Below are 17925 nucleotides of genomic sequence, written 5' to 3'. Positions count from 1 at the left end.
TGTTATTTTAGTTTATAAGAGATCATTACGCCGCCTCTGTAAGGAAGAATCTCCCCACTTTTATTATATTTCTGAGCTACGTCATATCGTTGGCCTGTTGTACGGTCATATCCTTTGTAGAAATCTGAAGATGATCCCACTGTTGCATAGACATCAACATTCCAACGGTCAGATACTTTAAACTGGTATCCACCTGTGACTCCAATCATAAATGAAACTCCTTTCTGATATAGATTGGATTTAAGAAAAACTTCATTTCTGTCATTGATATAGGGAACATCTTTCCAGTAATTCCATTTTTGAAGAACAAATGAAGCTACACCAATGTTTGCTCCTACATACCAATGTTTGAACGCTTCATTAAAATAATATCTTCCCTCTAATGAAAGAGAGTAATATTGAAGCTCATGTCCCGCAAAAGATTTCCATGGAGATGCCAGAACGTCACCTTGCATAGTAATCTTTGAAGTCAGCTGTTTTTCAAGGCCAATGTTGATTACTCCAATGGGAGCCAAAAGTGCGTTTCCTTTAATGTACAGACTTTTTTCCTGTTCTTGTTCCTGAGCTGAAAGCATTCCTATTGAAAGGAGTGCAATAGAGGTCGTAAGAAATTTGTGTTTTAGCATTATTTTATTTGTTTCAGTAATTCTTCTGCGAGTTTGGAATCTTTTCCAGTCTGAGTAGCCATATTTCTGGACATTTCAGCGTAGTTTTGGGCCATTTCCTTGTTCCCGGTCAGGAAGTACAGCTTTGCAAGAATATAAGTATTTTCCGGTGTTTCACCACGCATCACAGATTTTTCAGCCCATTCTGCGGCCTTCTTTAATGATGCAGGATTTTTGATGTGGTCACCGAATACCCATGCTGCTCTCAGCAGTTCATTAGGCTCGAATGCATCGGAATTGTTGTAATACTCTAACGCAGCTTTTTCAAATTCGGGGAAATTGGCATTTTGCTCGTAGTAACTGAGTTTCGTCTGGTTTAGTTTAGATTGAGCGAGTTGTTTTCCTACTAATGGCTCAGCCGTTTTCATGAAATACTCTTCGTTGATTCTCTTATTTTTATCATCAATAGATTGCTCTACGATTTTTGAGAGCTTAAGTTGATTATCAAATTCCTTATAGGTTTCTTCAGGAAGATATTTGATGATATCAGCTTTTCTTGATGTAAATGTGCTGTAGTTTTTGTCTTCTGTAGATTTTACAAAGAATAAAAGAAGGCCTATTTCATCTTTCGAAATTTCTTCTGTCTTCTTTTTGTTTTCAAAATAGCGCTCGGAAGCTTGTTTGGCAAAATCATAATCTGAAGAAGAGTTTAGCCTCATAATATTGGTAAGGAATTCCGGATCTTTTTCTCCTTTGGCAAAACGCTCTTTTAAAGAACCTTTTGAATTCCCCGGCGAATTGATGTCCTGGGCCATAGCCACAAACATACTTTCCTCCATATACCCGGTATTTTGGGAAACCAGTTCACCTTCACCGTTCAGGAAAAGGTAAGTAGGATAGGAACGTACTCCATACTTGGCTGCTATTTCTCTTCCTTCGCCTTTTTCCATATCGAATCGGGCATTCACAAAGTTGGCATTGAAATAATCTCCGACAGATTTTTTAGTAAATACGTTCTTTTCCATCATTTTACATGGTCCGCACCATGTGGTATAAGCATCGACGAAAACAAGTTTCTTTTCTTTTTTTGCCTTCGCTATGACGTCTTTGAACGGTAATTCCTGAAACTGTATAGCTTCCTGAGCCATGATAACGGCAGAGCAGAAAACAAATACCCCGGAGATGATCTTCTTCATTTTCAAATTAGATTTGTAGGCGAAGATAGTTATTTTCCAAATTATAGACGACGGTTTTGTGTCGGAAGGCTCTATATTAACGAATTTTAAGACAGCCTGGGTTTCCTTAAAATAAAATAAACAGGCCGAAACCTGTTTACTGTTTTTTATACTTTTAAAATCAATAGCTCATTAAGAAACAGCTTCCACTGCTTCCTTGATCAGTTCTGTGATTTCCTTTGGATGCGTAGCCAATGAAGCGTGGCTGGCATCAAGGTGGATGATTTTCTTAGCATTCATTCTTTCTGCCATTTCCTTTTCCGTAGCAGGTGGGATCATTCTGTCATTATCAGAAACCTGGTACCAGCTTGGTTTTGTTTTCCATGCAGGTTCTCCGGCTTCAGCAGCGAAAATGCTTCCGTGAATTGGTTTTTGAGATAAAGACATCACTACTGAATCTTCAGGGTTCAGATCCTGAGCAAAGCTTTCATGGAATTTGTCATACTTAATCCATAAAAATCCTTTTTCGTCCGGAACGATATTCGCTCCTCCGGCAGGCTGTTCTCTACGTCCGAAAATACCTCCTAAGCTTTCTCCTTTATCCGGTGCAAAAGCAGCAATATAAACTAATCCTACTACTTTATCATGATTTCCGGCCCCGGAAATAACGGCACCTCCGTAAGAATGTCCTACTAAAAGTACTTTTCCTTCCTGTAGGTCAATCAGATCTTTTGTTTTCTGAATATCTTCATCCATAGAAGTCAATGGATTCTGAACACTGCGTACTTTGTAGCCTTCGCTGTGAAGATTTTCAATAACGTGTCTCCAGTGAGATCCGTCTCCCCAAGCTCCGTGAACTAAAATAATTGTTACATTTTTGTTTTCCATATTTTTATTCTTTACATTTTGTATCACAAATTTAGGAGTATACTTTCTAAAAAATGTTCACTTTAGTTAACGTTTTAAAGTTCTGTTCCGGATTCTGCTTAACGATTGTGGTTTTACTCCCAGATAGCTCGCGATATGTTTCTGGGCGACCAATTGAAAAATCTTAGGATTCTCTGTCAACAGGTTGTTATACCGCCTTTCAGGGGAGTAATAGAGAAGTTCCTCGATTCTTTTTTTCGCGTTCAGGTAAATTACTTCCGTCATTTTCCTTCCGAATTCCTGCCAGTAGGCATCTTTTCTATAAAGTTTCTGAAGATCATCTTTATGAAGCAAAAGAACCTCCGAATCTTTAACCGCTTTGATATTCATTTTTGATCTGGTATGACAAAGAATACTTTCATAGTCTGTGAAAAAGTAATTATCGAAATGAAAATTGAAGTTAACATCCTCGCCGCCTTCATTAATATAGAATGTTCGCATAAAACCACTTTTGAGAAAGCCCAGATACTGACATTCTTCACCTTCTTTCAGGAAAAAATCAGTTTTTTTGTAAACGGTTTCATGTAAATAGCTGCAGAATTCTTCATAATGCTCTTCGTCTACCAGAAACAGAGGGCCATATTTAGAATATTCATTAAGAATGTTTTTCATAGTGTCAAGTGATGGTGTAATAGTATGCCTGAATATTTTAAGTAAAACCCACATACTTCAGAACTAAATTATTAAAAACTTAGCGAAAATTAGGATATAGTACATGGATAAGTGAAAAATAATTTACTAAGTTTTTGTAAAATAGTGATTTGGGAGACAGTAATTGTCAATGGTGAATCGTCACTGGTGAATTTTACTACCAGTTTATTATTGACGATTGACTTGCGGAGCAAAATTGACTTTTCATATTAAAATGTATTATGAGTGAATTTGCTTTAAAATAATATCTATTTTTGTCGCAACACTATTAATCATCATTCACTTAACAAAATACTGAAGCTTTTCTATGCTTTTTCTGTCCGGAGTTTTTCTAGCCTTCTTCTTAGCTTTTCTTTTGATTACAAAGAGAAATAAAAGTGCTGCAGATCTTCTGCTGTCAGCTTGGCTTTTGGCTATCGGACTGAATCTGGCAGGGCATTATATGCTTCTAACGAATCAGTATACACTTTATCCGTCGTTTGTTTTTTTTGGATTTTCACTTCCTTTGGTGTATGGTCCGTTTTTATATCTGTATATCAAAAGACAGACTTCTCCCAAGCCGTTTTCGTGGAAATATCTGCTGCATTTTGTGCCGCTTATTGTGTGTAATCTTTTATTTCTGTCATTTTACATGGCTCCGTTTGCAGAAAGGGTAGAGATATTCAAACATCACGGAAGAGAGTTTGAGACGGAAATGTTTCTGAAACTGTATTCCATTTATCTTTCGGGAATTGTTTACGTGGTCCTTTCGTTCTCGGCTCTGTATCGTTTTAGGAGAAATATGGTTCAGCAGTTTTCCAACACAGAAAAAATTAATTTTAACTGGTTGCTGTATCTTATTATTTGGATTGCTGTGATTTGGGGACTTGTTCTCTTTACTGAACAGGTGAATGTTATTTATGGAGCGGTAACCATATTTATTCTGTGGTTGGGCTATTTTGGGATTAAGCAGGTTCAAGTGTTTAATCAGTCGGCGTCTGTTTTAGTGGGTAGTCCTGTAAATTCAGACCTTATTTTTGAAAATAATAATGAAGAAGAAGCGATAGTTTTAGCTGAAAAGAAATACCAGAAATCAAGTTTGACGGAAGAAAATATTGATGATATTCATATAAGGTTAATGAATCTTTTGAATCGTGAAAAGCCGTTTATCAATCCCAATCTTACACTGAATGAGCTTGCCGCCATGCTGAATGCCCATCCGAATTATCTTTCACAAGTGATCAATTCTAAAGAAGGAAAAAACTTCTACGAGCTCATCAATGAAAAAAGGATAGAGGAATTTCTAAACAGGATATCACAACCTGAAAGCAGACAGTATACATTGCTTTCTATCGCTTTTGAATGCGGGTTTAATTCCAAAACATCTTTCAACCGGAATTTTAAAAAATACACAGGAGTTACTCCCAGTGAGTACCAGAAAACACCCTGATCTCAGGGTTCAACTTTCAGGGGAAAGGTTTCATGTTTCATAAGTGTTTTTAAATCAATATATTGTATAATTGGTTTTATAGGTCTCAACCTTCCTGTTGGGGCGATTGGCTGTGGGGAATGGTGAATCTTTGCATCATAATTTTTAAACCCTAAAGTATGACAGCTTTTAAAAAAAGGAATGCCGTTCTGGCCACCTTCACCATTTTTACATTGTTATTTTCCTGTACGGACGGACGGACCATTGACGAACCCGGAAATCTGGTTCCTAAAACGGTAGATCAGGATTCTTCGTTACCTTCTATTTATGCTAATGGTGCCATGCTTCATTCTGAGGCTTTCGGTCCGGAAAACGGAACCATTGTTATTGCACTTCATGGCGGTCCCGGCGGTGATTACCGTTATCTTCTCAATGGAAAAGATCTCGCTGCGGAAGGTTTCCGTGTGGTGTTTTATGATCAGAGAGGTTCAGGGCTTTCCCAGCGGTTTTCTAAAAAGTCCTATACATCACTTGGCGCGGGAGCAATGGATGTGATCTATAATGAATTGCATGCGGTCATTGCTCATTACCGCAAAACACCGGGGCAGAAAGTGGTTCTGTTTGGACATTCCTGGGGAGCAATCCTGGCTTCCGGATACGCCGGAAAATATCCGGATGATATTCAGGGGTTAATTTTATGTGAGCCGGGTGGACTTAAATGGGATGATATTGAAGATTATGTGAAAGAATCCAGATCGTTCAAGCTGTGGAGTGAGATCCTCAATGATGCCGCTTATATGGATCAGTTTATTTCAGGGAAAGAAGACCAGCATGAGATCTTGGACTATAAAATGTCGATGCTTGCCTCCAAAAATGATATCACCGGAGAAGGCGATTTTGATTCAAGTATGAGCTGGAGAAGCGGAGCCGTGATTATGGATGCGCTCTTTGATATTGGTGAGCAATACAATATTGATTTTTCTCAGGGAATTCAAAATTATAATGGACCTGTTTTATTCTTTTACAGTGAACGAAATAAAGCGTATCCGGATTCCTGGGCTCAAAAGATCACGGCGAGTTATCATAATCCCTCTGTTGTCAAAGTATCAGGAGTAGGGCATGACGGAATTGTTACGAATTCCAGCGCCTGGAACAATCAGACAAAACCAGAAATAATCAATCTTATCAACGGTCTTTAATACAACACAAATGAACAATACAATATATAAAACAGCCCTGTTTCTGGGCCTGATGCTAAATACTGTAAATGCGCAGGTCATCAATTGGGCTAATGCTGGTAAAGAGAAACATATTCTCAATGCCAATATTGGAGCTGAGTACGGAGTGGTTTTCGGTCTTGGTTATGCCTATAAACTTAATCATAAGCTGTTTCCAATGACGGTCGGTGCTGAGTTTTCCATTCCTTCCGGAAATACATTATTGGATGATTATAAAGCAAAGGCCGGAGCCAATGTAAGATGGATCAAGGTTCACGATTTCCAGTTTTCCACAAGAGTTCAGGGTGTTTTCAGACGGTTTGAAAATGAAAATGCAGCTATAGCGAATTTTGGACTGGATATGGCCGGAGTCGTAGGATATTACAGACCCAAATGGTTTGGTGGAGTGGAATTGGGATTTGATAAAGCAATCGTTACGCATTTTAAACATTCAGAGCATTACCAAGAAATTTATCCTGAAGTCAAAAACGGATGGTATGAGCCTGCAACAGGCGGAAACTTTTACTATGGTGTTCAGGGAGGATATACTTTCAGAGATCAGGATATCTATTTAAAATTTGGAAATGTAGTTTCGCAGGATTTTAAAACCAAGCCTTTGCTTCCTTTTTATGTTCAGATCGGGTATAACTATAAATTGTAGAAGCGTTGATGTAAGGACATAAAAAAACCGCCTTTAATAAGGCGGTTTGTGGTTTCTCCAGGAATCGAACCAGGGACACATGGATTTTCAATCCATTGCTCTACCAACTGAGCTAAGAAACCAATTGTTTCGTTGTTTAACGTGGGTGCAAAAGTATAATATTTTCTAATACCGCGCAACTTTTTTTATTATTTATTTTTAAAAACCGCCTTAAGTAGGGCGGTTTTATCTTTCAATGATTTGGTCATCAGTTATTTGGATTCACTTAAAATTTTCTTTGCATTTTCATTTTCAGGATTCAATTCTAATGATTTTTTATAATTTTCCAAAGCTTCCTTCTTTTGTCCGACTTGTAAAAGCGCTTCCCCATAGCTGTCATACGTGTTCCATGCTTTCGGATAGAGCTGAATATTTAATTTAAAGATCTTCAGAGCGTCATCTGTTTTTTTATCACGAATCAGCTGGTAACCGAAACTATTGATCTGGCTTTCACTGACATTATATACAGACTGGATCCCTTTTTTATGTTCTGATTTAATGAGGGTAATAATTTTGTCAACAGATTTTTCAGAAGCATAAGCATCATTTAACGGAGTCTGATTCATTTCCCTTTCTTTTTGTTCCTGCTCCTTTAGGGTTTCTACGCGGTAATATTTCCTCTGTTCATCAGTAATTTTTGAAGGATCCATTTTGTATCTGGCCCATTTGCCATTGGTGGTTTTATCTTTGAAGAATTGTGTTCCGTAGATCTGAGGTTTCTTTTTGTACATAAGATCTCTGTCTACTGCAGCGGCATACCACCATCTGTTCAGGCTCGGATCCATTTTCAACGCGTTTTCAAAGCTTTTGACAGCCATTCCGGAAGAAATGGTATCTCCGCCATGTTGAAAGACGATTCCGGAGTTAAAATGGTCTTTTGCGGTCTTTACTTTGTCTTCCTTTAACAGGGTAAAAATTCTGACACGTCTCAGGCTGTCTTCCTTACTTACGACCTCCCAGTTGATAGGACTTGTTTTCCTTGCGTTCTGGTCATCGTCTGCCATTTTCTGAAGTTCAGGGTTGTCAGTGGTCTGTGAAAATGCTTTAACGGCAAACAGGAGTAAAAGAAAAGTCAGGAAGTGAAGGTTTTTGTTCATGTATTTTGGATTTGATTAATGAGTTTGGTGAGGTTAAATGTATAAAAATTTTACATTCGGAAGAATAAAATGTAGTACAGGTGAAAATCTTATGTATGTTTTTAAGTTGGGCCTCTTAAAGCGAACCCAAAACTTAATATTCTTAAACGCTTAACAGAATCTTAATGGTTTGGACTTTTGTTCACGCACAAGGTGCGGATAAAGGAGGAGGTGAAGATAAAAATCTGCATCATCTGATTAACCTGCGTGAAATTTTAAAATCATCAAATATCCATTCCCTTCATCAGAATCGATGAAATTGATTCCTCCTTTTTTGCCTTTTATAATTAGGATACTCATTTTCTATGCGTGGTAAAAACTTTATTTGCTCCCCAAGTATGACAGTTGATCAAAAAAATAGAAAATGTCATAATTAATAAGCACAAAAAAACCTCTAAAATGAATTAGAGGTTTTAAAGTGGTTTCTCCAGGAATCGAACCAGGGACACATGGATTTTCAATCCATTGCTCTACCAACTGAGCTAAGAAACCATTATATTTTTGTTGACTTACTTCGTTGTTTTAAAGTGATGCAAAAGTAGTAAGTTTTCTTATATGAAGCAAGTATTCACCGTACTTTTTTTCAATAAAAATAAAACTTACTGATTTTCAGCCGAATTATTTTCCTGTTCTTTTCTGATATGATCGCTCATCTCCTCCAATACAGGCTTGATCGTACTTTCCGGAAGATCGCTGATTCGGATATACATCAATCCGTCGATGGCATCATTGAAGTTCGGGTCTACATTAAAAGCTATTACTTTAGCATTCTGCTTGATGTATTTTTTGATCAGAACAGGCAGTCTTAATTCCGGTTCAAGGTCATCAATGATCTTGTCCAGCTTATTAAGATCAGATTCCATTTCCTCAAAAAAGATATTTTTATCCCTGTCGCGCAGTTTTACCTTATACTCATTTTTAGGCGTGATATATTGGGCAACTGCTGAATCGAAATAATTCGAACGCATGAATTCAATCATCAGAGATTTGGAGAATTCTGAGAACTTATTGGAAATACTTACACCGCCCATCAGGAATTTATGGTCAGAATTTCTTAAGCATACATGCACAATCCCTCTCCATAAAAGGAAAAGCGGAAGTGGTTTCTGCTGATATTCTTCACAGATGTAGGCACGGCCCATTTCGATCACTTTTTTGAAGAAAGGGTGGATGTCTTGCTCAAACTCAAATAAAGAGCTTGTGTAGAATCCTTTGATACCGTATTTCTTCATCACTTCTTTACCCAAAGCCATTCTGTAAGCTCCGGCAAGTTTCTCCGCGCTGCTGTCCCAAAGGAAAAGGTGATGATAATGCTTGTCATATTCATCCAGGTCGAATGGAAGGTTACTTCCTTCACCTACAGCACGGAAGGTGAGCTCTCTCTGGCGCCCGATTTCTCTCATAACTGAAGGAATTTCTTCGTAAGTCGTGAAATAAATCTCGTAGTTTCCGTTACTGAAAAGCATTTTATCCGTTCCCTTCAGTCTGTTGATATCTTTAAGAATGTCTTCTTTTGGGGTTTCGTCAATGATATTCTGAACGATGTTTTCTTCTTTTAAAAGAGGAAATTTAACCGTTAAATTTTTAAGATTGATGCTCTGTGCCAATGATTTTCTCTTTTCGTAGTAAGATTTCATCATATACACTTTACGCTTCAGAAACTCACCCAGCTCTTCAATGGTTTCACTTTCATCCATTGCTTTCACCGTGATGGGTTTTCCAATCCTGATTCTGATCGGTTTCTCTCTGTCATTCATCATTTCGGCAGGAAGCATCAGCGTCTGTAAACTTGGATGAAGCTTGGCTACCTGATAAAAAAGACGGCTGTTTTTGGCATGAAAATACAAAGGAACTACCGGAACTTTAGCCATTCTGATCAGCTTAAGAGCAGGTTTTTCCCATTCTCTGTCCAGGATTTCTCCGTAAGGATTATTTTTATTGGAAACTTCTCCGGCAGGGAAAATACCCACACAGCCTCCATTCTGAAGGTGTTTCAGGGTTTCACGCATTCCCGAAGTGCTGCTGTATGCTTCTTTTCTGTTCTCAAAAGGATTCACAGAAATCACGTACGGTTCCATAGGTTTGATTTTTTCCAGAAGAAAATTTCCCATGACCTTAAAATCCGGACGTACTTCCGAGAGGATCTTGCACATTAAAATTCCGTCGATGGCACCCAGCGGATGATTCGAAACCAGAATGAACGGTCCCGTCTTGGGAACTTTTGCAAGATCTTCCTCAAAAGCGATATAACTTAAGTTTCTTTCTCTTACAAATGAGTCGAAAAAGTCTTTGCCTTCTTTATCTTTTAGTTTATCGTATAATCTATTAACTTCATTTATTTTGGCAATGCTCATCACGGCAGATGCTACCGGGTTTTTAAGGAACCCGATTTTGCTTAAGCCGGAAGCTGTGATAAGATCGTTTTTCGAAATTAAACTCATATGTGTTTAGTCGCAGTTAAAATTATTGTGTTACCATTTGAACCGTATTTTTGGAAATCTGTTCCAATAATACATTTTTTTCCTGGTAAAATTTGTCAATATGATCCATTTTCGCATTTCTTACTGTGAATAAAGATACATTTTTAACCGCTTTGGTTTTAAATATTTTTTGAAGTTCTTCATTAAGCTCATCTACATGGTCAAATTTATCTTCCAGACACAAAGCCAGTGAGATAGCTGAATTCTGCATCAGAGACACTTTGATTTTATATTTGGAAAGGTACCCGAAAATAAGACTCATATGATCTTCTGCAATGAATGAGAAGTCTCTGGTTGATATTTTTAACAGGACCTGATTTTCTTTTAAAATATAGGATTCTTCGTGCTGATTATGGTCTGAAGCTCCTACTTTAGTTCCTTCTTTGGTAGGATCTACGAAAGATTTTACATAAAAAGGAATTGCTTTTTGCTGAAGCGGCTGTAACGTTTTTGGGTGAATGACACTGGCTCCGTAATAAGCCAATTCGATCGCTTCCTCGTAAGAGATATTGGAAAGAAGGGTCACATCACTGAACTTTCTCGGATCTCCGGTCATGACTCCCGGTACATCTTTCCAGATTGTCATAGCATCTGCATTCAGGCAATAGGCGAAAATAGCGGCAGAATAATCAGAACCCTCTCTTCCTAAAGTTACGGTGAAATTATTATCATCAGACCCAATGAATCCCTGCGTTACATAGCAGATTTCAGGATTTAAAGTGGCAATAAATTCTTCTGTTTTTGCCCAGTCTACCGTACCCTCTCTGTAGGAATTATCAGTTTTGATATAATCTCTGGCATCCAGCCATTGATTGGTAAACTGAATTTCGTTCAGGTATTCGCTTAAGATTTTTGTAGAAATCATTTCTCCGCAGCTTACCACCTGGTCATAGACGAAGCTGTAATTAGGAGATTTGTTTCTTCGTAAAAAAGAATCGATGTCATCGAAAAATACATTGATTTCTGCAAAAACGGCATGGTTTTCAGGAAACAGACCGTCTGCAATTTCAATGTGTTTTCGTTTTATCTTTTCAATCTCAGTTTGATAGTTATCCTTCTTGAAATAAAGCTCTACCACTTTTTCCAATTCATTCGTCGTCTTGCCCATTGCTGAAATAACCAGCAAACACTTGGCAAATCCCTGGCTTTGTAAAACCATAGACACATTTTTTACACTCTCGGCATCTTTCACAGACGCTCCACCAAACTTGAAAATTTTCATTAATTTGTTTAAAATAAAATTGTTAGATTAAAAATTACATGAGTTTTTTACGGAGGTCAAAATTATAAATTTACAACGAGATATGAAAGTATCCGGCCATCGGAAGGAATTAAGATTTTATTAAAATTGAGACTTGACGGGAATTATCAGAATTTTATTGATTTATTGTCATCAAATGGGGATTAATATCACAGTGATAAATTTAAACGTACCCATCAGGTGTGTTTGTATTGTGTTGGTATACAGTAGTTAAGGTCTTTTCTAATAAAAGCTTTCTTTCTCCGATAAATTTTCCGAAATTTGGGGAAAACGTAAAAAGAAAAATATGTCAAATCAACCATTACAGACTTTAGGAGAATTTCTTATAGATAAGCAGGACGATTTTCAGTATTCTACAGGTGAATTTTCCCGTCTTCTGAGCGCTATAAGATTGGCTTCGAAAGTGGTAAACAGAGAAGTAAATAAAGCCGGAATCGTAGATATTACAGGAGCTGCCGGCAACCAGAATATTCAGGGGGAAGAACAGCAGAAACTTGATGTGATTGCCAATGAAATTTTTATTACGGCTTTGTCTCAGAGAGAGGTGGTTTGTGGTATTGCTTCTGAGGAAAATGATGATTTTATAGACATTAAATGCGGTGAAAACGGGCATTTAAGTAAATATGTAGTACTGATCGATCCTTTGGACGGATCTTCAAATATCGATGTCAACGTTTCAGTAGGAACTATTTTCTCTATTTACAGAAGAGTAACGGAACCAGGAACTCCGGTTCAGCTGGAAGATTTCCTTCAAAAAGGGATTAACCAGATCGCTGCAGGATATGTGATCTACGGTTCTTCTACCATGATCGTGTACACTACAGGAAATGGAGTGAACGGATTTACTTTGGATCCATCATTGGGAACTTATTATCTTTCCCACCCGAATATGACATTTCCTACAAGCGGAAAAATATATTCCATCAATGAAGGAAACTATATCAAATTTCCTCAGGGTGTAAAAAATTATCTTAAGTATTGCCAGATGGAAGAAGGCGACCGTCCTTACACTTCAAGATACATCGGTTCTTTAGTGGCAGATTTCCACAGAAATATGCTGAAAGGAGGAATCTATATTTACCCTTCTTATTCCCAGGCTCCCAACGGAAAACTGAGATTACTGTATGAGTGTAATCCTATGGCATTCCTTGCTGAACAGGCGGGAGGAAAAGCGACAGACGGATTCAGAAGAATTCTTGAAATAGAACCTACGGAGCTTCACCAGAGAATTCCGTTTTTCTGCGGAAGTATTAACATGGTGGAAAAAGCAGAGGAATTTATGCGGATCGACAGTGTAAAATAATGACAGCAAAATATTCCAGATATTTATTAGAATTCAAACGCCCGAGCGGAACATCTCGCGGCGTTTTGCATGTAAAAGAAACCTTTATTCTCGAAGTTGAAGACAATGGGAAAGTAGGAACAGGAGAGTGCGCGGTGTTCAGAGGATTGAGTTTCGATGATCGCCCGGATTATGAGGAAAAACTACAGTGGCTTTGTGAAAACATCAATCAGGATGTTTTGTATTTAAAAGAAGAACTGAAAGAATTTCCATCGATATGGTTCGGATACGAGCAGGCTGTTTTGAACTTAAAGCATGGAGGTCATCTGTATTTCCCAAGTGAGTTTACGGAAGGAAAATCTTCGATTGTCATCAATGGACTGATCTGGATGGGCGATGTTCACTACATGGAAGAGCAGATCCGCGAAAAGCTTGAAAACGGTTTCCATTGCATCAAACTCAAGATCGGAGTAGATTGGGAATCTGAACATAAGGTTCTTCAGAAATTAAGAGAGAAATTTTCAAAAGATCAACTGGAACTTCGTGTAGATGCCAACGGTGGTTTCAGCAGGGAAGAGGCAGTGGTTGTTTTGCAGCAGCTTGCCGATCTTCATATTCATTCTATTGAACAACCAATAAAAGCCGGTAATTGGGCTGATATGGCCTCATTATGTGCAATAACCCCAACTCCTGTTGCTTTGGATGAGGAACTGATCGGGATTATAGATCCTGCTGAAAAGAAAGTACTTTTGGAAACCATCAAACCACAATATATTATTCTGAAACCAGCATTAGTAGGCGGTTTTGCAGGTTCGGACGAATGGATTTCTCTGGCAGAAGAACAAAATATAGGCTGGTGGATCACTTCCGCTCTGGAAAGCAATATTGGTCTGAATGCCATCGCGCAGTATACTTTCACAAAAAAAAGTCCGATGCCGCAAGGTTTGGGCACCGGATCTTTATTTGTAAATAATTTTGAATCTAATTTAGAATTGAGCAATGAATTGCTCAGGTTTAAAACCTCTTAATAAAGTTAATTAAAGCTCAGGGCATACCGGATTGTTGATGTGTTCATCATCCCAAGCCCTGCAGCATCTTTTTCTCGGATCCCAGCTGTTGCATCCTATTGGAGCTATTCCTCCTTTAATAGTTCTTAATTCCCCCTTTTTCAGTTTTCTCATGTTGTCGCTTAGTTTTTTCATAATAAAGATTTTAATTTATTTGGTAAAGTAAATGTCAATTTCTTTTTTTTATTATGCAAAAATTTAACTTTAATTAACTAAATTCACCTTCCGGGGACTTGTTGATCCTGTGAAATCATTTTTCTTTACAGAGGAATTATCAATTGTATGTAAAAAGTAAAATCTTGCTTCCATATGGGTAAATGGAAGTCATAAGGCATACGAAGACAGGGTAAAAGTAGTATTATGGTCGAATAGTTTTTGTTTTTTTAAGGGTTAATGTTTGTCAATTAAATCACGTCTTTTACGAAAATTGCTTTCTTAATATAATTCAATAAATAAGAAAACTTGCTTTTTATTCTTTTCATGATGAAATTTTTATTTCTCTGTTTAATGAAAATTTACAATCTTTGTGCCAATTTAAACACAAGTTTAAAGTTTAACATATGATTCATCTCATGGTCTGTTTTTTAATATACTGTTAAGAAATAATTGTGAATGTATTTTCGTTATCCTTTGATCTTCCGGTGATTAAGTTCCGGTCTACACCGTATAGATTCTGGTAAATATCCTTCTGTACCATGGAGCTGGAAAGGTATCCCCAGTGATTTCCCACTTCATATTTAAAGCTGTTCAGCACATCGTCTTCCACGAAAGTACAGTCGATGATGGAAACAATATCTTTGAATTTTTCAATGTCGCCCGGTCCGTTTTTACCCAGTCTCGGCGTCAGAATATTTTTAGTGAACTGTGAAATTCCCAGTATCGTATCTTTCCTGTTTAAATAGATAGAAACACGATTGGCGAGTAGTGGCAGTTTATTGAATGAGTCTTCCGAATCTTCGAACACTTTATAGGTGACATCCGCATTCAGAAGAAGTACCTGGTCGATGACGCGGAGAATATTTTCCTTTTTTAAGCTATACAACATACTTTGAAGCACCCTGTTTCCCATGGAATGGGCCATCAGATGTATCCTCTGATTACAGGGAGCCAGATCGCGATTTGAAAAAATATCTTTTAAAAACTGAGTGTAAAAATAGAAAAGTCTCATCAGTGAAGATCCTGAATTGATGCTTGATGCTTTATCGTCAAAATAAGTCAGGGGAACAATGCTGCTTGAAGCAGGCCAGCTTACTAACAGGATATGCTCAACCGGTGATGCAGGATTATCGATGAAAAGTTTTTTAAGATCAATCATGGCTTTTAATTCATCATCAAAATCATAGGCATAGCCATGGATGAAGATCAAAACATCGCTCCGGTCTTTTGTAGACGACATATTCTTATAGAGTTCATAGAACATTCGCTGGGTTCCGCCGAGGTTATTGGCTGTAAGCGCAGATTTTTTAATGCCTTTTTCGTTCTGTAAAACTTCCAGGACGTCCTGATAGCCATGTTTTTCAGGCTCAGAGAATAATTTGTAGTTTAAAATATTCCTGTTGGTGTAGTCTTTCTTCTTTTTGGCTGCTGCCGTAGGCTCTTTATAGGTATCAAAATCACATTTTGCAATCCTGAAATTGGGAATAGAGTATTCATCATTGGAAAATGAGTCTACTTTTTCGCCCTTATGACGGACGATCTTACGATTGCTTAGGATATAAACAGCCATATTCAGTAATTTTTACAAACGGTCTTTAGTTTTAACTAAATTAATGAAAAATATTGAATTATCATCAGTTTTGCTTTTAAATTATCATTTTCGTAAGCCCTAAATTTTCCTTAACTTTGTAAAACTTTTTTTGCATACAATAAAAGCTAATTTAATAATGGAAGAAGAAAAAAAATCACTCAATTTTATTGAGCAAATTATTGAAGATGATATGGCAAACGGTCTGAAAAAAGACCAGATCCGTTTCCGTTTTCCCCCTGAACCTAATGGATACCTGCATATTGGTCATACGAAAGCCATCTGCATCAACTTTGGGCTGGGTGAAAAGTACAACGCTCCCGTAAACCTTCGTTTCGACGATACGAACCCTGAAAAAGAAGAACAGGAATTCGTAGATTCTATCAAGAAAGATGTTGAATGGTTAGGTTTCAAATGGGACAAAGAGCTATATGCATCCGACTACTTCCAGCAGCTTTACGAATGGGCCGTACAGATGATCAAAGAGGGAAAAGCTTATGTAGATGAGCAGCCGTCTGAGGTAATCACTGAGCAGAGAAAGAATCCGGCAGAACCGGGAATTGAGTCGCCGTTCAGAAACCGTCCGGTAGAAGAATCCCTTGATCTGTTCGAAAGAATGAAAAACGGAGAATTTGAAGAAGGCGCCATGTCTCTTCGTGCACAGATCGATATGGTTTCCCCCAATATGAACTTACGTGACCCTGTGATGTACAGAATCCTGAAAAGACCTCACCACAGAACCGGTACAGCATGGAAAATTTATCCTATGTACGACTGGGCACATGGTGAATCCGATTATCTGGAGCAAGTGTCGCACTCACTATGTTCATTGGAATTTGAAAACCACAGACCACTTTATAACTGGTATCTGGAGCAGGTATACGACGAATCTAAAGTAGCACCGAAGCAGAGAGAATTTGCAAGAATGAATGTCTCTTATATGATCACGTCTAAAAGAAAATTACAGAGATTGGTTGCTGAAAATGCCGTAACAGGTTGGGACGATCCGAGAATGCCTACGATCTCAGGAATGAGAAGAAAAGGATTCACGCCGACATCCATTAAAAACTTCATTGAAAAAGTAGGGGTTGCGAAAAGAGAAAACCTGATCGAGATCCAATTGCTTGATTTCTGCGTTCGTGAAGACCTGAACAAGGTGGCGAAACGTGTAATGGCAGTGGTAGATCCGGTAAAACTGGTGATTGAAAACTATCCTGAAGGCAAGGAAGAATGGCTTGAAACTGAAAACAATCCTGAACAGGAAAATGCAGGGACAAGAGAAGTTCCTTTCTCCAGAGAATTATACATCGAAAGAGAAGACTTTAAGGAAGAGGCAAATAATAAGTTCTTCAGACTGAAATTAGGCGGAGAAGTTCGTTTGAAATCAGCATACATCATCAAAGCGGAAAGAGTTGAGAAGGATGAAAACGGTGAGATCACTACGATCTACGCTAGTTATGATGAAAAGAGCAAGTCAGGAAGCGGAACGGAAGAAAGTTTGAGAAAAGTAAAAGGTACACTTCACTGGGTATCTGCTACTCATGCCATTCCGGTAGATGTGAGAATTTATGACAAACTCTTTACCGTAGAGCAGCCGGATGCTGAAAAGGATGTGGATTTCCTTAATTTCATCAATCCTGAATCTGTAACTACAATTAAAGGATTTGCTGAACCAAGCTTAAAAGATGTAGCCGTAGGAGAGCCACTTCAGTTCCAGAGAATCGGGTACTTTACAAAAGACCAGGATTCTACAGATTCTAATTTAGTATTTAACCGTACAGTAACGTTGAAAGATTCTTTCAAACCGGAATAATCTTTTACTATAATCAATATAAAAGCAGGACTTGAAAAAGTCCTGCTTTTTTGTTTTAACTGTTGAATACTGTTTGATCAAATTTTGGAGTGACTAGAATTACAAAACTTGTGAGCTTAAGAAAAATAATTTACTCGCGCAGATTGAGCTGATAGAGCAGATGTTAATTCATGCTTTTTTAAACATTAAGATCAATGAAGGCTGTAAGATTAGTTAAGAAAAAATCAAATGATTTTTTAAGCTGTAGGTCTTAAAGCGAAGCTCAAACTTAATATTCTTAAAAGCTTAACAGAAATCTTAATGGTTTAAATTTTACTTCCGCAGATGAACAAAGGTAAAAATCTGCATAATCTGCGTGAAATTTTAAAATCATTTCCTTCCCTTTATTTTGGAATTGATCGGCAACTATCGAAATTAATGTGCGATACTAACTTCCAGCCTCCCTCTCCCAACTTCCAG

At 37.7% G+C, this 17925-nt stretch carries 15 protein-coding genes and 2 tRNA genes; 6 read left to right on the top strand and 11 right to left on the bottom strand.

The window, feature by feature from the left end; translation table 11 throughout:
* Nucleotides 1-2: 2 nt before the first annotated feature.
* The 4 genes from BM143_RS04535 to BM143_RS04520 form a co-directional block, all read right to left on the bottom strand.
* Entirely contained in the window at nucleotides 3-626 is a 624-nt protein-coding gene (locus BM143_RS04535) for a DUF3575 domain-containing protein (RefSeq protein ID WP_090023355.1), read from the bottom strand.
* On the bottom strand, nucleotides 626-1801 hold the full coding sequence (locus tag BM143_RS04530) for a thioredoxin family protein (RefSeq protein WP_090023353.1): 1176 nt from the start codon (nucleotides 1799-1801) through the stop codon (nucleotides 626-628). The genes BM143_RS04535 and BM143_RS04530 overlap by 1 nt, the downstream gene beginning before the upstream one ends.
* A gap of 171 nt (nucleotides 1802-1972) precedes the next feature.
* Nucleotides 1973-2668 (bottom strand): alpha/beta hydrolase, encoded by a 696-nt coding sequence (locus BM143_RS04525; protein WP_090023351.1) that lies wholly within the window; start codon nucleotides 2666-2668, stop codon nucleotides 1973-1975.
* Between the two features lie 66 nt (nucleotides 2669-2734).
* Complete coding sequence (locus BM143_RS04520) at nucleotides 2735-3319, bottom strand: Crp/Fnr family transcriptional regulator (RefSeq protein ID WP_090023349.1); 585 nt, start codon at nucleotides 3317-3319, stop codon at nucleotides 2735-2737.
* 346 nt (nucleotides 3320-3665) lie between these two features.
* Between BM143_RS04520 and BM143_RS04515 the strand changes: the two genes are divergently transcribed.
* From BM143_RS04515 to BM143_RS04505, 3 genes are all read left to right on the top strand, one after another.
* Complete coding sequence (locus BM143_RS04515) at nucleotides 3666-4787, top strand: helix-turn-helix domain-containing protein (protein WP_090023347.1); 1122 nt, start codon at nucleotides 3666-3668, stop codon at nucleotides 4785-4787.
* A gap of 158 nt (nucleotides 4788-4945) precedes the next feature.
* Nucleotides 4946-5965, top strand: coding sequence for an alpha/beta hydrolase (locus tag BM143_RS04510; RefSeq protein ID WP_090023345.1), 1020 nt, complete (start codon nucleotides 4946-4948; stop codon nucleotides 5963-5965).
* Nucleotides 5966-5975: 10 nt separating this feature from the next.
* On the top strand, nucleotides 5976-6644 hold the full coding sequence (locus BM143_RS04505; protein WP_090023343.1) for a hypothetical protein: 669 nt from the start codon (nucleotides 5976-5978) through the stop codon (nucleotides 6642-6644).
* Nucleotides 6645-6693: 49 nt separating this feature from the next.
* Here BM143_RS04505 and BM143_RS04500 read toward each other — a convergent pair.
* The 5 genes from BM143_RS04500 to BM143_RS04480 form a co-directional block, all read right to left on the bottom strand.
* Nucleotides 6694-6766 (bottom strand) — tRNA-Phe (locus tag BM143_RS04500).
* Between the two features lie 129 nt (nucleotides 6767-6895).
* Nucleotides 6896-7780: a tetratricopeptide repeat protein gene (locus BM143_RS04495; RefSeq protein WP_090023341.1), complete on the bottom strand. Its 885-nt coding sequence runs from the start codon at nucleotides 7778-7780 to the stop codon at nucleotides 6896-6898.
* A 458-nt stretch (nucleotides 7781-8238) separates the two neighbouring features.
* Nucleotides 8239-8311 (bottom strand) — tRNA-Phe (locus tag BM143_RS04490).
* A gap of 107 nt (nucleotides 8312-8418) precedes the next feature.
* Nucleotides 8419-10260 carry a lysophospholipid acyltransferase family protein gene (locus BM143_RS04485; RefSeq protein ID WP_034728807.1) on the bottom strand — a complete coding sequence of 614 codons (1842 nt, stop codon included), beginning with the start codon at nucleotides 10258-10260 and terminating at the stop codon, nucleotides 8419-8421.
* Nucleotides 10261-10282: 22 nt separating this feature from the next.
* Nucleotides 10283-11521: an aspartate kinase gene (locus BM143_RS04480; RefSeq protein ID WP_090023339.1), complete on the bottom strand. Its 1239-nt coding sequence runs from the start codon at nucleotides 11519-11521 to the stop codon at nucleotides 10283-10285.
* A gap of 325 nt (nucleotides 11522-11846) precedes the next feature.
* Here BM143_RS04480 and fbp point away from each other — a divergent pair, with 325 nt between their 5' ends.
* Nucleotides 11847-12863 carry a class 1 fructose-bisphosphatase gene (gene fbp / locus BM143_RS04475; protein WP_090023337.1) on the top strand — a complete coding sequence of 339 codons (1017 nt, stop codon included), beginning with the start codon at nucleotides 11847-11849 and terminating at the stop codon, nucleotides 12861-12863.
* Nucleotides 12863-13870, top strand: coding sequence for an o-succinylbenzoate synthase (locus tag BM143_RS04470; protein WP_090023335.1), 1008 nt, complete (start codon nucleotides 12863-12865; stop codon nucleotides 13868-13870). The genes fbp and BM143_RS04470 overlap by 1 nt, the downstream gene beginning before the upstream one ends.
* Before the next feature lie 9 nt (nucleotides 13871-13879).
* Here BM143_RS04470 and BM143_RS23895 read toward each other — a convergent pair whose 3' ends face one another.
* Together BM143_RS23895 and BM143_RS04465 are read right to left on the bottom strand one after the other, a co-directional pair.
* Nucleotides 13880-14044 (bottom strand): hypothetical protein, encoded by a 165-nt coding sequence (locus tag BM143_RS23895; protein WP_167375211.1) that lies wholly within the window; start codon nucleotides 14042-14044, stop codon nucleotides 13880-13882.
* A 460-nt stretch (nucleotides 14045-14504) separates the two neighbouring features.
* Nucleotides 14505-15635 (bottom strand): alpha/beta hydrolase, encoded by a 1131-nt coding sequence (locus tag BM143_RS04465; protein ID WP_090023333.1) that lies wholly within the window; start codon nucleotides 15633-15635, stop codon nucleotides 14505-14507.
* 157 nt (nucleotides 15636-15792) lie between these two features.
* Between BM143_RS04465 and BM143_RS04460 the strand changes: the two genes are divergently transcribed.
* A complete protein-coding gene (locus BM143_RS04460; protein ID WP_090023332.1) occupies nucleotides 15793-17466 on the top strand; it encodes a glutamine--tRNA ligase/YqeY domain fusion protein in 1674 nt (557 codons plus the stop codon).
* The last annotated feature ends 459 nt before the right edge of the window (nucleotides 17467-17925 follow it).

The organism is Chryseobacterium oleae (assembly GCF_900115055.1).
GTDB classification, from domain to species: Bacteria; Bacteroidota; Bacteroidia; order Flavobacteriales; family Weeksellaceae; genus Chryseobacterium; species Chryseobacterium oleae.
Note: the sequence above shows the minus strand (reverse complement) of the source record. Positions and strands in the feature narration are given on the sequence as shown.